The 13,166-nt window shown below is 38.9% G+C and carries 18 protein-coding genes; 15 read left to right on the top strand and 3 right to left on the bottom strand.

The genetic code is table 11. The features are described 5' to 3' along the window. Positions 1 to 2: 2 nt before the first annotated feature. On the bottom strand, positions 3 to 983 hold the full coding sequence (gene hemB, locus G500_RS0120380) for a porphobilinogen synthase (RefSeq protein ID WP_027003881.1): 981 nt from the start codon (positions 981 to 983) through the stop codon (positions 3 to 5). Between the two features lie 301 nt (positions 984 to 1,284). On the opposite strand from hemB, the gene hslU reads away from it, so the two are divergent. Next, complete coding sequence (gene hslU / locus G500_RS0120375; RefSeq protein WP_027003880.1) at positions 1,285 to 2,637, top strand: ATP-dependent protease ATPase subunit HslU; 1,353 nt, start codon at positions 1,285 to 1,287, stop codon at positions 2,635 to 2,637. Between the two features lie 65 nt (positions 2,638 to 2,702). Here the strand turns inward: hslU and G500_RS0120370 are convergent, their stop codons facing one another. Next, positions 2,703 to 3,089 carry a helix-turn-helix domain-containing protein gene (locus G500_RS0120370; protein WP_027003879.1) on the bottom strand — a complete coding sequence of 129 codons (387 nt, stop codon included), beginning with the start codon at positions 3,087 to 3,089 and terminating at the stop codon, positions 2,703 to 2,705. A gap of 71 nt (positions 3,090 to 3,160) precedes the next feature. Between G500_RS0120370 and G500_RS0120365 the strand changes: the two genes are divergently transcribed. The 14 genes from G500_RS0120365 to rplT all read left to right on the top strand — a co-directional run bounded on the left by G500_RS0120365 (position 3,161) and on the right by rplT (position 12,480). After that, the gene (locus tag G500_RS0120365; protein ID WP_027003878.1) at positions 3,161 to 3,598 is read left to right on the top strand and encodes a hypothetical protein; all 438 of its coding nucleotides are present in this window, start codon (positions 3,161 to 3,163) and stop codon (positions 3,596 to 3,598) included. Position 3,599: 1 nt separating this feature from the next. Further along, positions 3,600 to 3,965: a hypothetical protein gene (locus G500_RS0120360; RefSeq protein ID WP_027003877.1), complete on the top strand. Its 366-nt coding sequence runs from the start codon at positions 3,600 to 3,602 to the stop codon at positions 3,963 to 3,965. 180 nt (positions 3,966 to 4,145) lie between these two features. Then, positions 4,146 to 5,045 carry a TIGR02452 family protein gene (locus G500_RS24445; RefSeq protein WP_051203970.1) on the top strand — a complete coding sequence of 300 codons (900 nt, stop codon included), beginning with the start codon at positions 4,146 to 4,148 and terminating at the stop codon, positions 5,043 to 5,045. Between the two features lie 319 nt (positions 5,046 to 5,364). Beyond that, entirely contained in the window at positions 5,365 to 5,934 is a 570-nt protein-coding gene (locus G500_RS0120345; RefSeq protein ID WP_027003876.1) for a hypothetical protein, read from the top strand. 71 nt (positions 5,935 to 6,005) lie between these two features. Continuing rightward, positions 6,006 to 6,386: a hypothetical protein gene (locus tag G500_RS0120340; RefSeq protein WP_027003875.1), complete on the top strand. Its 381-nt coding sequence runs from the start codon at positions 6,006 to 6,008 to the stop codon at positions 6,384 to 6,386. 31 nt (positions 6,387 to 6,417) lie between these two features. Beyond that, on the top strand, positions 6,418 to 7,326 hold the full coding sequence (locus G500_RS0120335) for a hypothetical protein (protein WP_027003874.1): 909 nt from the start codon (positions 6,418 to 6,420) through the stop codon (positions 7,324 to 7,326). A 67-nt stretch (positions 7,327 to 7,393) separates the two neighbouring features. Then, positions 7,394 to 7,894: a hypothetical protein gene (locus G500_RS0120330; protein WP_154657256.1), complete on the top strand. Its 501-nt coding sequence runs from the start codon at positions 7,394 to 7,396 to the stop codon at positions 7,892 to 7,894. Positions 7,895 to 7,993: 99 nt separating this feature from the next. Continuing rightward, the gene (locus G500_RS0120325) at positions 7,994 to 8,623 is read left to right on the top strand and encodes an outer membrane beta-barrel protein (RefSeq protein WP_027003872.1); all 630 of its coding nucleotides are present in this window, start codon (positions 7,994 to 7,996) and stop codon (positions 8,621 to 8,623) included. A gap of 19 nt (positions 8,624 to 8,642) precedes the next feature. Next, positions 8,643 to 9,779, top strand: coding sequence for a hypothetical protein (locus G500_RS0120320; RefSeq protein ID WP_027003871.1), 1,137 nt, complete (start codon positions 8,643 to 8,645; stop codon positions 9,777 to 9,779). A gap of 32 nt (positions 9,780 to 9,811) precedes the next feature. Beyond that, complete coding sequence (locus G500_RS0120315) at positions 9,812 to 10,546, top strand: LamG domain-containing protein (protein WP_161626173.1); 735 nt, start codon at positions 9,812 to 9,814, stop codon at positions 10,544 to 10,546. Positions 10,547 to 10,641: 95 nt separating this feature from the next. Beyond that, positions 10,642 to 10,788, top strand: a complete 147-nt coding sequence (locus G500_RS25840) for a hypothetical protein (protein WP_154657255.1) — start codon at positions 10,642 to 10,644, stop codon at positions 10,786 to 10,788. Between the two features lie 177 nt (positions 10,789 to 10,965). Then, a complete protein-coding gene (gene infC / locus G500_RS24440) occupies positions 10,966 to 11,661 on the top strand; it encodes a translation initiation factor IF-3 (RefSeq protein WP_086047989.1) in 696 nt (231 codons plus the stop codon). A 163-nt stretch (positions 11,662 to 11,824) separates the two neighbouring features. Continuing rightward, positions 11,825 to 12,019 (top strand): 50S ribosomal protein L35, encoded by a 195-nt coding sequence (gene rpmI / locus G500_RS0120295; RefSeq protein WP_027003868.1) that lies wholly within the window; start codon positions 11,825 to 11,827, stop codon positions 12,017 to 12,019. A gap of 116 nt (positions 12,020 to 12,135) precedes the next feature. Next, on the top strand, positions 12,136 to 12,480 hold the full coding sequence (gene rplT, locus G500_RS0120290) for a 50S ribosomal protein L20 (protein ID WP_027003867.1): 345 nt from the start codon (positions 12,136 to 12,138) through the stop codon (positions 12,478 to 12,480). Between the two features lie 67 nt (positions 12,481 to 12,547). Here the strand turns inward: rplT and G500_RS0120285 are convergent. Next, positions 12,548 to 13,166: Uma2 family endonuclease (locus tag G500_RS0120285; protein WP_425402053.1), on the bottom strand; the 619-nt coding region annotated here is incomplete at its 5' end.

The following is a 13,166-nucleotide window of genomic DNA, read 5'->3' as shown; positions in this document are numbered from 1 at the left end:
TACTATGCTTTTTTTCTCAAACTTGCAAACTCTTTGGCAAAGTAACTCAAAATGACCTTCGCACCTGCTCTTTTGATAGAAAGCAAAATTTCGAGCATGACCTTTTCGCCATCAATCCAACCCTTCTGTGCCGCCGCCTTTACCATTGCATACTCACCGCTGACGTTGTAGGCAGCAATAGGAAGGTTAAAATTTTGATTAAGGTCGGAAATGATGTCTAAATAAGAAAGCGCAGGTTTTACCATAAGCATATCGGCACTTTCTTCGAAGTCTAATTGCGCCTCTAAAAGTGCTTCCTTTCTATTGGCGGGGTTCATTTGGTAGGTTTTCTTGTCGCCAAAACGGGGTGCAGAATCGAGCGCATCACGAAAGGGACCATAAAAGGCACTTGCATACTTGGCGGTATAGGCTAAAATGCCTGTTTGGGTGTATCCTGCGGCATCTAAGGCTTGTCGTAGGTAGCCCACTCTGCCGTCCATCATATCCGAAGGCGCGACAAAATCAGCACCAGCCTGCGCCTGTGCTACTGCCATCTTGCCCAAAATAGGCAGCGTTTCGTCGTTTAAAATGATGCCATTTTCCACAACGCCGTCATGCCCGTCGCTACTGTATGGGTCTAAGGCTACATCTGTGAAAAGTACAATGTCGGGAAAATTTTTTTTCAGCGCAGCAATGGCTTCCAAATATAGGCTTCCCTTGCGATAACTTTCTGTGCCGTACTTGTCTTTTTTGTCGTCGGAAAGGCTTGGGAAAGGGGCAAAGGCTTTGATACCCAACTCTACACATTGTGCCACTTCTTCTAAGAGTTTGTCTAAGGAGAGGCGATAGATATTAGGCATAGAATTTATTTCAATCGCCTTATTTTGTCCTTCTATCAAAAAGAGCGGATAGATAAAATCGGCGGTTTGTAGGCTTGTTTCGGCAAGCATCTGACGGAGGGTTTCCGCCTGACGGTTGCGGCGTGGGCGATGTAAAAGCATCATAAGGTATTGTTTTTTTAAATATGTTGCGTATCTTAGTGTAAAATTTGAGTGGTGCAGTTTTGAAACGATAAGATAGGTCATCTTTTTCAGAAACGCGCCCTCGTTTTGGCTACTTGTGCCGCCTCTAAGCGCGAAGGCTTGGGCAGAAGAAAAGGAAAGGATTTGCCAAAAGGATTTGTAAAGATAACCCAAATTGTGTGAAATTCGTTTTCTTATTCGAGTGATGCCTTGCCGCGCCTCTCACGCTGGTCTTTGCCGTAGGGTAAAGTTTTTAGTTGCTTTTATTTCAAAAACATAAAATATGCTTTCAGAAAATCAAGCCTTCCTCACGCCCCTGCAAATTGTGGCGGAATTAGATAAATACATCATCGGACAACACGACGCAAAGCGCAATGTCGCCATTGCGCTACGCAACCGCTGGCGGCGCATGCATGCACGCGAGGATATGAAGCGCGAAATCATGCCCAACAATATTTTGATGATAGGCGCGACAGGGGTAGGCAAGACCGAAATTGCACGTCGTTTGGCAAAGATTGCAGCCGCGCCCTTTGTGAAAGTAGAAGCCTCGAAATTCACCGAAGTAGGGTATGTGGGTAGAGATGTAGAGAGCATGGTGCGCGATTTGGTGGAGCAATCGGTTAAGTTGGTAAAATTAGAGCGCAAAGAAGCCGCCAAGGAAAAAATCGAGCAGTTGGTAGAAGACCAAATTTTAGATGCCCTGATTCCGCCCCTACGCGCTGGCTCTGATTCAGACGTGCAGCTCAATCAAGAAACAAGGGAAAGATTCCGACAAAAACTAAAAGCAGGCGAACTCGAAGAGCGCAAAATTGACATCACCGTAGAAAGCAGCAACATGTCGGGCGTGGGTATGATTAGCAATGCGATGGACGACGTACCCGTCAATTTCCAAGAAATGTTGAGCGATATGCTACCCAAACGCTCGAAGAAGCGCAAAGTCAGTATCACAGACGCGCGTCGGATTCTTTTCGAAGAGGAGGCAAATCGCGTTATTGATATGGACGAAGTAAAAGAAGAAGCCATTGCACGCGCCGAAAATGCAGGGATTATTTTCATAGATGAAATTGATAAAATCGCTTCCAGCAGCAGAGGCGGCGGCGGCAGCCCCGATGTCAGCAGGGAGGGTGTGCAGCGCGATTTATTGCCTATCGTAGAAGGCTCGGCGGTGAGTACCAAATATGGCATTATCAATACCGACCACGTGCTTTTTATCGCCGCAGGTGCTTTTCACGTATCGAAACCTTCCGACCTAATTCCCGAATTGCAGGGGCGTTTTCCTATCCGCGTAGAACTCAATTCGCTTACCAAAGACGACTTCTATCGCATCTTGAAAGACCCCAAAAATGCCCTTACCAAGCAGTACGAAGCCCTTTTAGAGGCAGAACAAGTAGAATTGCGCTTCAATGATGACGCGCTTTCCGAAATTGCCGATATTGCTTTTTATATCAATAGCGAAGTAGAAAACATTGGGGCAAGGCGTTTGCATACCGTCATGAGTCAGCTTCTCAATGAGTTCCTTTTTGATGTTCCCGATAAGATAGGCTCGAATGCTAAAATATTGATAACCAAAGATTTAGTATTAGAAAAATTGCAAAAACTCGTCAAGAACCGCGATTTGAGCAAGTATATCTTGTAAATTTAAATATTTTTAGGGATAAAATAAAATTAGGCAACAAAAGTTGCCTAATTTTATTTTACAATTTATTTTTCTGACTTTAATAAATTTATTATTTCTTTTTGATATAAAATTTCTTTTTCTAAAAATTCAATTTTTTGGTCTTTACTTTGAATAGCCAAACGTAGTTTTTCTATTTCTTCTGAATGTTCTGATGGATTATTTACAAAATAATTGTTGTTGTTATTGTTGCCAGATAAAAAGAAAAAGCGATACTCTCCATTATTGACAAGTTCCAAAAAAGTAAGATTAAATAATTTAGCAATTTGTTCTATGCGCGAAAGCGTCAAATCTGTTTCTCCACGCTCAATATTTGCATAGCCATTAACGGACATATTGAGCATTTCCGCCATGTTCTCTTGTGTATACCCATGCAAGGTTCGCAAATGTCGAATTTTTTCTGTTATTTTCATGATGAGATAAAGGTTACTGTGTAAAAAACAAAGTTCTAATAGGTGGACAAAGCTAATATATTTTTAGTTCTTTGCAAAATCAATTCAACATTTTTGTCTTGATTGTCGAAGCCGAAAAACATGAGAGTAGGCATCTTTTAACACTTATTAAAATGTTAAAAAAAATAAATTATCTATTACTAATCATCACGCTATTAGTGGGAATATCTTCTTGTGCAAAAGAAGAAACTGACCCGAATGGCACTTTAGTAGTCTTAGTTCGTTTAGCTGGGCAAAGCGGCAACTATGCGGGTGCAGAAGTTGGGATTGCTACTTCCATAGAAAATTTGCAAAATCAAGTTTTCTTAGACATAAAAGAAACAACTGCCTCTGGTGCAAGATTCACTTTGCTTCCTGGAACTTATTATTTTGCTGCCGCTGCTGATGTGGCAGGAAGTATATTTTACGGAGAAGGGCAAGTACAAGTCACTGCGGGAAAAACAACAGAATTACCTTTAATTATACAATAAAATGAAAAAAATAGTTTTTACTTTTTTAGCAATAACTACAATGCTTTCTTTTGGTTCTTGCACAGTGGCAAGAATTAGTGGAAAGGGTGCAGTCCCAATATTGCTTAATCAGCCCGCCGAAAAAATGGAGTTGGTCGAACACATCAAAATCAAGAAAAATAGTAACTTCGATTACACCTCATCCTTTGATGCTTCACAGCTCTTGGCAACAGAAATAGCCGCAAAAAAGCCTGATGCTGTAGCCAATGTAACAGTGGTGGTAAAGTCTGGATTTGACAATTTTTTAATAAATCTTTTTACCCTAACCTTAGCTCAATCGAGAAAGGTAGTGATTGAAGCTGATTTATTAAAAGAAAAAGAAAAATAAAAAAGTAAGCCGTTTTATAAAATCTATAAAACGGCTTATATAAAATATTTTACATTTATTTTTTACGCAAATCATTTGAAACAAGAGAGAAGCGGTAAAGGAACTTATTAGGAAAAAATAAACTTTTAGACAACAAGGCGCAGCCTTTTTTATCTTCTCTTTCACTTTTTTGTCTTTCAAATGAAAAAAAATACACGCATTGCCCTCGCAGAGGAAACCCTCGACATCATTGCAAAAGGTTATTACTACAATTCCCAACAAAAGCGCGTAGAAATGCGCTCGGCAATCGCAGAGGCGATTGAAAAAAGCAGTTTTTTTTCGGAAAATAGCCTTTCGCCAGCGGCTCTCGATGCGCTTCAAAAGCCAAGCGAAGTGTTGCAAATCAGCCTTTCACACGAAAGCACCCTACAAGCAGCCCAACGCCTTTATCAGGAAAGAGAAAATCCGCAGGAAGCTATCTTTGTGCTTAATTTTGCCTCTGCCAAAAATGCAGGTGGCGGATTTCTCAAAGGCGCACAGGCGCAGGAGGAAAGTTTGGCACGCGCTTCGGCACTCTATCCTTGTCAGATGAAGTTTGAAAACGACTATTATCAGGCGCACCGTCAGATAAAAACCTGCCTCTATTCCGACAAAATGATTTATTCGCCCAATGTACCCATCTTTCGCGATGACGAGGGCAACCTACTCGACGATTTTTACACTGCCACAATCCTGACCTCGCCCGCTGTCAATGCTGGCGTTGTAAGGCGGCAGGAGCAGGAAAAAGCCGACCTTATCGTACCGACCCTTCGCAAGCGCATGGAAAAGTTCTTGCTTTTGGCAAAGCGCAAAGGGCATCGCGACTTGGTCTTGGGGGCTTGGGGCTGTGGCGTTTTCCAAAATTCGCCTACCCAAGTGGCGGCACTCTTTTATGAGGCTCTTTTAGAAACTCCTCGCTTTGAAGGTGCTTTCCGCAAAGTAGTCTTTGCTTTTTACAACCCCGACCCCACTTCTGCCAACTTTGCCGCCTTTGCCGAGCGTTTTGGCAGTAATGTTAAGTTCTATAAAAAGCCTTGTTTTGTCAAATTAGAAACGAAATAAAATTTGGGCAGAAGCCTTTTTTTAGGTCTGAAAATCCCTTTTTATTTCAATCTCACTGCGGACAAGGCAATGCCTTGTCCCTACTATTGGTAAATTTTTTTAGGGCTTAAAGGGCTGACTTAGAAGGCACTTCAAATCCATTTTTTAGCCTTTTCCATTTCTCTTCCAATTTAGAGGCTTATTTTTCCCATTTGCTCTTCTTTTATCTACCAGAGTTTTGTAATATAGACAAGCGAGTTGTAATTTTATAGCAGGTTCAAGATAAAGAAAATCTTTTGAGGAATCTAAGTTAGTTTTCACCTATAATCCACTTAAAACTATGAAAAAAATCATACTGCTATTGTTTGTATTTGTGTATTCTTTTGCTTTTGTTCAGGCTCAAAAAATAGAAGGCACTATTACGGAGTTTGAATACAACTACGACACAGAAAAACTTTCCTCTACTCAAGAAAAATTTTCTTACAACAAAATTTCTGTTGAAAAGGTAAAGGACAACACCGTTACCAAAATCAAGACAGAGGGAAAGATGGTCGAATATGAAGAGGTAGAGGGATTGTCTCTGATGCTTAGTTCAACAAAAGTAGGCAAATACGCTCTCTATTCACCCTACTATCTTTTAGATGACCCAGAATTTACTGAACCATCTGCTGCGGCAGCACAATTCTCTTATTTCGTTTCTACGCAGATAAATGTAGAAGATGAAGATACCAAGAAGCAATGTATTGAAAACAAAATTCCTCTGACATCTTTCATCGAAATTACCAAATCTGAAAACAACACAATTTCTGGAAATTTCACGATTGTCTTACAAGGAATGGACTGTAGTGGCTTTATGCTAGAATGCCTGATAATTTTTAGAGGCTCTTTTACTGATTTGAAAATTGACTAATTCCCTTCCTATCTAAATAATCAAATATAGCTTTTTGTCTTTAAAAAAGCTATATACAACTTTCTTTTATTATGAAAAAAAGACTCTTCTTAGCTTATATTTTTTGTTTGATAGTATATTCGTTTTCCTTTACAAAGTCAGACGAACGAGAGCCTTTCTTAGGCTTGTGGAAAGCAAAGTGCCTAAACCCTCAAGTTCAATCATTCAATATTACCAAACATCCAAAAAATAAAAAGATGTTGGTCATTACTTTTGGTTGGTATGGCAATTTTACAGCAAAAGTAAATGGAGAAAAGTTCACAATAGAGGAACAAAGTTTTTCTGCTGCATCTCATATCAGAATATCAGGTAATGGAAAACTTAAAGGTAAAGAACTTACTGTTTACTATGAATCTCACAGCACACAATCTGGAGGTGGTGGTTCTAATCTCTGTGACTTGAAACGTTATTAAACAACCTTTTCAATCTTACAAAATTAATCTCATGAAAACCAAATTCTTTTTAGTGCTATGCTGGATATGTTGGGCAACTGCTTCTGCATTGGCTCAAGAAGACCCAGCAAGTTTAGATGGAAAATACATAAACCTAATTCAAGAAGTGGAAATAGGGGGTAAAACTTTTAAAGATTTTCGCGCCAAGTTTGGAGAACAGTCGGATTGGGGACTACAAGAAGAGCAAACAGTTAATGGTATTGTGATTCCCAAAGGGTATTGGGTTTATATGAAGCACGCTCTTCCTAAGGTAGCCGAAGAAACTCAAAACGGTGTGCGTGTGCGTATAGGTTTGAAAACTATTACTCAGACGGCAAAAGCCATTGTAGGTACACCTAAACTCTATGTTTGGAAGGAGGAAAATCCAAATCCTCCTCAGATGAATGTTATTGCTCAAAACTCTTCAAATCGCTCTTCTTCAAACTCCTCTTCTCCGTTTTTTAAATATGAAATTTGGTTTCCTTCTAATGGCTATTACGACGTATCAAAAATAGCAGGGACTAGTCCTAAAATAGATGGAACTGTTAAAATTTCAACAAACGCTTATCTGTTCCAAGAGGTAAAAATTACTATCAACTATCCTAGCTTACAAAGAGATGTAACCATTGAAATAGACGGGTTAAATAGAAATGACATGCCCATGCGATTTCCGTTAGGCGCGAGTGCTAGAGCCGATATAGGGGCTTTTAGCGTGAAAGAAGGCAATACACAAATTATTCCTATTTCTTCCGTTCCTTCTTATGCAGGTACAGAATCCACAGGTATGCTAGTAATAGATGCTTACAACAAAGAGAAAAAAATCATTTCTGGATATTTCGAATTCTCTTGTGTTACCCATAGTGGAACGCATAAAGTCAGAGGAGTATTCAAAAATATACCATTGAAACACGTGCAATGGTAGTTTCAACTTAATTGCGGTTGCCGAAAAGCATATAGAGTAGGCTCAAATAAACTAAATTCTAAACATTATGAAATCTATATCATTTGTTATTATTAGTTCTTTATTATTTTGCTTTTTGGTAGGTTTTTCTACTAAAAAAGCATTACAAAATATACCAAAACTACAAATGACTTTCAGCAATGGAAAAAAGGTGGTTTTAGCTAATGATTTTCCTCTTATTGCCAAAGCAAGCAATGGATACGCGCCTACGATGAAAATTGAAACGCATAGATATCCCTATAACTTCGTACTTCAATTTAAACCTAGTTCGGTAAATGTTTCAGGAGACACTTACCGTGGAACAAATGTAGTAGTAACTCCCAAAATAGGGACTTTTGAGGGAAGTTTGCAGTACTATGGTTCTTCTATAGAGAATACGATGAGCTTTGACCCTCCTTCGGGCTGGCCTTGCACAATAGAAATCATCAAATACGAAGCTCCTTATATTTGGTTCAAGTTTTCTTCTTCCAATAGACATGGCACTTTCCAAGGGGTTGGAGAAAAAATTGAATTTGTGGGTAAATACTAACCTTAGCAATTCTATCTGTGTTCTGCATCATCACAGAACACAGATGAATTTATGAAAAGTAGCAGTATCACAACTTTTATCATCAAAAAACAATATTTTATGAAAAAAATACTACTAATGCTGCTATTTTGCATTGTCTTGTTTAAAGCAAAAGCACAGCAACACGATTATAGTTCGTACTCAAGCGAATTCTATGTGGGGTATTCACTTGTACACTTTCTAAATCCTACTTTTTCAGAAAGCCGTAATAATGACAATCTAAATTATGGTTCTTTGAATATAGAAGCTGGAATGAAGTTTACAAATCGTTTTGCACAATTTAACTTGTCTTACATTCGGAATGAATACATACTAAGTAGTGGAAATCCTCTATTGACAGAAAATGATGTTGCTTTCAATGGATTTGAAGCTGGTTTTTCGTTGTTCCTTTCTCCTATAACATCTAAAAATTTCTCGCCTTATTTGGGCGTAGGTTATTTGGGAGGAAGTTTGAGCGTAACAGAACCTGACGATACCTCTACCACAAATACCAATGGTCAAAATAATAATGGAAGTAATGCAGCACTTGCTTCTGCACGTATCAGTACGCCTTTATGGAAGTTTGGGATTATGGCTGCCTACAAAAGAGTAAGCCTAAATCTTGAATATCGTCAGACTTTCCTTACTCCAGAAAGGGCATTTCACCAAGCCTCACTCTCTTTGGGTTATCGTTTTATTAGAGAAGACTAACCTTCAAAAAACTAAAAATATGAATAAGATTATGACCGCCTTACTGTTTGTCTTGTTAGGTTTTAGTTCCTGCATGACACAAAAGCCTAACCACATGGGCTTAAAAGATTACAACAAAAACAATGTAAAGATTGTCCAAAGCCCTCATTACAAGAAAAAACTTACCCTTGTTGGAAAAGGAACACAAGCTGGTGCAGCAGCAGGTGGCATATTAGGAGCTATGACCATCAAGCCCACCATTGCTTATGATGGAAGCAATGAAAAAACAACCAATGGTACAGCAAACGTAATCATTGGTGCATCCGTAGGATATGGTATTACTAGTTTGTATTACACACTGAAAGGACAAGGTAAGAAAACCTTTATCCATTCAGAAAGCGAGTTTCAAACGTGGTTAGCAAAATACAACAAACAGAAGATAGGTGCTGAATACGTTTATACAGGTTTTACGGCTGATTATGGTTATTTAGTTTTGCCTAATAATTATATAACTGAACAAAATTATGTAGTAAATTCCGTTCAAGATGCAATTATGTTCAAGAATGCTTTTCCCTACAGTAAAAGAATGTCAGAAGTTGAATACCAAGCATATATATCTATTAAAAGTTATGATGAAGCAATATTATTTATCAATAGCTTTCCTAAAAGTGTATATGCGATTAATTTAAAAAAGCGTATAGAAGATGCAAAGGCTGCTTGTGCAAGAAATAAAACAGACCCTTCATCTATTAGTGTAGATAAACTCATTTTAGGTGGAGCTGCTCTTTGTATGTTTATCAAAGATGAATACCCCAATCTTTGCAAGGTTGTTAGCTGTCTTGCACAATATAGAATTGCTAAGGCAGATGAGAAATCTATTTTTAATAATCCTATTGTAGCTGCAGCAGCTATAGAGTTCGTTGTTATTCCGTATGTAGAGAAGAAAAAAAATAATGAAAAAGCTGAATTTGATACTTTTTATGGTAAACTAAAAAAATTTAGTACCGAACAAACTGCATCTGCTTTTAAAGATTTAGCTCAAGAAAAGGTACTAAAAGAGCTAAGAAGTGAGCTAGATGAAAAAGGATATACCAAAGTATCTAAAGCTTTATCTGACAATAATGTATCAGATTTTAAAGCATTTTTTTCTTTAATTACTTGTATTATTTCAGACTAATAAATATGAAAAAACTACTATTGATTCTTTTCTTGGCAACTACTCTTTTTTCTTGTGGCACAGACCAAGACGAAGATGTCTTTAATGGGACTTTCTTTGGGAATATTGGTAGTAGCAATGCCGCCCCTGATATAGAGCGTGGCTTGATGCTAAACCTATCTTTCGATGAAGGAAGCACAAAGGATTTTAGCGGTAACGATAATTCTGCTAATGTTCGTGGCACAGTCAAGCTCACAACAGACCGAAAAGGACGTGGTGATAGAGCTGCTTATTTTGAAGGAAATGGCTCGCTTGAAGTTCCGCACACTAATACTTTGGTGTTGGGTAATAACTTTAGTGTATCATTTTTTTTCAAAACGCAAACTTTTGCAGAAGGTTATCTCCTGATAAAAGGCGATGATAGGGATATAAATGTAGATAAGTCTACATTTCGTATTATGACACTGCAAAGTTTTAACAACATCTTTGCAGACGCTTTCTATCCAGAAAGAGTAGGTTATTTTGTCCCTTTTCAAAATAATACAAATTGGCAACATTTTGTACTTACATCTAATAATCAGAGATTAGATGCTTACATCAATGGTGTCTTAGTAGCAACCTCTCCTGTAAGCGGTTCGCTTCGGCGTAATACAGACCCTATAAGAATAGGCTGTAGAATGTTCAATGGGCAATTACAAAATTATTACATAGGAGCATTAGACGAAGTTCGCATCTACAACCGAACGCTGAATCAAGCAGAAATACTCTTGTTGTATCAACAAGACTAAAACAATGTAATATTATAGCGAGGTATTTCTATATTAAAATGGCGCATACCGAAAAGCCAAAATAGAGTAGGTATAACTTTTTATTCAGTATAACAATGGGAAAAGGAAAAACTTGTCCTGATTGCGGACACTACATGGTCGCTATCAAACACGAAGACCAACCCAAAGGCACTTGGGTAACCTATGATTGTAGAAACACCAAAACCAAGTGTGGGAAAGTCAGAGTGTTTGAGGAAAAATAGCCCTTTCTAACTAAGTAATCATCCAAAATAATTCAGAGGGAGTGGGCAACTATCTCGATAGCTCGCCTGTCCACTCTGATTTTCCCTTTCCAAACAAAAAATAAAAGTGCGATTTTGGCGTTCTTTCCAAAAAATCGTATCTTTGTAGCTAACTAAACTTAAAAAAAGGAGGTTCAAATCGCAAGACCAGACAGAACTCAGCAGGGCAGAGGTGCCCAAAATACCGACGAGCATAAAATCAACAGACGCATTCGCGCCAAAGAGGTGCGTCTGGTAGGTGATAACATAGAAAATCCGGGGGTCTATTCCACCCAAAAAGCCTTAGAAATGGCAGAGGCGCAGGGGCTTGACTTAGTCGAGATTGCGCCTAACGGTGTGCCGCCCGTGTGTAAGATTATAGACTATTCCAAATTCAAGTACGAACAGAAGAAAAAGCAAAAAGAGCTAAAAGCCAATGCCCATAAAGTAATCGTCAAAGAAGTGCGCTTTAGCCCCAATACCGACGAGCATGATTTTGAGTTCAAGGTGCGTCACGCCCAAAAATTCTTAGAAGAAGGCAATAAGGTCAAGGCGTATGTGCATTTCGTAGGACGCGCGATAGTCTTTAAAGAGCGTGGTGCAGAAATTTTAAGCCGTTTTGCAGAAATCTTACAAGAGTATGGCAAAATAGACCAGCCCCCCAAAATGGAAGGCAAACGTATGATAGTAATGTTCTCACCTATCAAAAGCGCGAGCGCAGCTCCGAAAAAAGGCAAATCTGACCAAGAAATAGAGAAAGAAAATGCCAAAAATCCGACTGCCTCAACGCCCGTAGCAGCTCCGAAAAAAGCCAAAAAGCGCAAAAACGAAGCTGCCGCCGAAGAAGAAGAATAAAAAGCGCGAAAACGCCCTACCCTTTACAGCTACTTTTCAACGATGCACCTCAAAAGTGGGCATCGTTTTTTTGTGCCACAAGTTTTGTTTTTGCCAAAAAAGACGTACCTTTGCAGTTCCCTACACAGCAGTAGGGCTTTGTACTCTCTAAAACCTTATCATTATGCCCAAGCAAAAAACCAATTCGGGGGCGAAAAAGCGTTTCAAAATCACAGGTACAGGGAAAATTAAGCGCAAATCTGCGTTTAAAAACCACATCCTTACCAAGAAAGAAACCAAACGCAAACGCCATTTGAGCAAAATGAGCATCGTTCATACTACAGACGAAAAGCGCATCAAAGAATTGCTTTTGGTATAAAGTACGCTTGCTTTTTGCTTTTTTGTTTTATTCGGTTCTTTAATTTATTCACCCGAGGCTCTGGCTCTACAAGTGTGGGCGCGTAGCTCGCCGCCGCTCCTCAAAAATTGATTTCTATGCCACGTTCAGTCAATCACGTCGCTTCGAGAGAACGCCGTCGTAAAGTCCTCAAACACGCAAAAGGATATTTCGGCGCAAGAAAAAATGTTTGGACAGTTGCTAAAAATGCTGTCGAAAAAGCCCTGAAATATGCCTACACAGGCAGAAAACTCAAAAAGCGCGACTTCCGCAGCCTTTGGATTCAGCGTATCAACGCAGGCGCACGTCAGCACGGGCTTTCTTACTCACAACTCATGGGCAAGCTCACAGCCGCCGACATCACCATCAACCGCAAGGTATTGGCTGATTTGGCACTCAATCACCCCGAAGCCTTCAAAGCAATCGTAGAGAAGGTGAAATAAAAAGACCCTAATTCTTCTACTCCTGATATATAAGCCCATAAAGTGAAAACTTTATGGGTTTTTTAATTCATTCTTCAAAAATTTCAGACAAATCAATTTGCAAGTTGGGAAAAATATGAGCGTTGAAAATTTCATCTTCTACAAAACTACTTTTTAGCTCATATTTTTCGTTTTCATTCAAAACATATTGCTGCAAAACGTGTTCAGAAGGAAACACTACCCAATATTCTTTTACCCCACTTTCTTCATAAAGGGCGTATTTGGTTCGCATTTCCTTTTTCGAATTGCCGGGCGAAAGGATTTCGATAATCAAATCGGGCGCACCGATACAACCGCGCTCATCTAATTTACTTTTATCGCAAATTATACAAATATCAGGTTGCACAACGGTATAAATGTCTTTGTTTGCTTTCAAAGATTTTTTCTTATCCCAAAGACGCACATCGAAAGGGGCAGAAAAGAGGTCGCAAGCATGTTTTTTAAAAAAATAACCTATTTCAGTATGCAATCTACTTGATATACGTTGATGTCTTACGCTCGGCGCAGGCGACATTTTAAAAATCTTCCCTTTGATAAGCTCCACACTTTGCTCGAAACGCCATGTAAGATAATCGGCATAAGTGTAAGTGCCATTTAGGTCTAATTCGTTGATGTCGGTGATATATTTCATGATTTTACAGTTTTTT

The organism is Hugenholtzia roseola DSM 9546 (assembly GCF_000422585.1).
GTDB classification, from domain to species: Bacteria; Bacteroidota; Bacteroidia; order Cytophagales; family Bernardetiaceae; genus Hugenholtzia; species Hugenholtzia roseola.
The sequence above is the reverse complement of the archived record's forward strand: the minus strand, read 5'-3'. Positions and strand labels throughout refer to the sequence as shown.

Excerpts from the sequence above, each read along its gene's own strand:
- G500_RS0120360 (WP_027003877.1), top strand. The coding sequence starts at position 3,600 with ATGAAAAAAATAGTTTTTACTTTTTTAGCAATAACTACAATGCTTTCT.
- rpmI (WP_027003868.1), top strand. The coding sequence starts at position 11,825 with ATGCCCAAGCAAAAAACCAATTCGGGGGCGAAAAAGCGTTTCAAAATC.
- G500_RS0120340 (WP_027003875.1), top strand. The coding sequence starts at position 6,006 with ATGAAAAAAAGACTCTTCTTAGCTTATATTTTTTGTTTGATAGTATAT.
- G500_RS24445 (WP_051203970.1), top strand. The coding sequence starts at position 4,146 with ATGAAAAAAAATACACGCATTGCCCTCGCAGAGGAAACCCTCGACATC.
- G500_RS0120335 (WP_027003874.1), top strand. The coding sequence starts at position 6,418 with ATGAAAACCAAATTCTTTTTAGTGCTATGCTGGATATGTTGGGCAACT.
- G500_RS25840 (WP_154657255.1), top strand. The coding sequence starts at position 10,642 with ATGGGAAAAGGAAAAACTTGTCCTGATTGCGGACACTACATGGTCGCT.
- G500_RS0120345 (WP_027003876.1), top strand. The coding sequence starts at position 5,365 with ATGAAAAAAATCATACTGCTATTGTTTGTATTTGTGTATTCTTTTGCT.
- G500_RS0120325 (WP_027003872.1), top strand. The coding sequence starts at position 7,994 with ATGAAAAAAATACTACTAATGCTGCTATTTTGCATTGTCTTGTTTAAA.
- G500_RS0120370 (WP_027003879.1), bottom strand. The coding sequence starts at position 3,089 with ATGAAAATAACAGAAAAAATTCGACATTTGCGAACCTTGCATGGGTAT.
- G500_RS0120330 (WP_154657256.1), top strand. The coding sequence starts at position 7,394 with ATGAAATCTATATCATTTGTTATTATTAGTTCTTTATTATTTTGCTTT.
- hslU (WP_027003880.1), top strand. The coding sequence starts at position 1,285 with ATGCTTTCAGAAAATCAAGCCTTCCTCACGCCCCTGCAAATTGTGGCG.
- rplT (WP_027003867.1), top strand. The coding sequence starts at position 12,136 with ATGCCACGTTCAGTCAATCACGTCGCTTCGAGAGAACGCCGTCGTAAA.
- hemB (WP_027003881.1), bottom strand. The coding sequence starts at position 983 with ATGATGCTTTTACATCGCCCACGCCGCAACCGTCAGGCGGAAACCCTC.
- G500_RS0120320 (WP_027003871.1), top strand. The coding sequence starts at position 8,643 with ATGAATAAGATTATGACCGCCTTACTGTTTGTCTTGTTAGGTTTTAGT.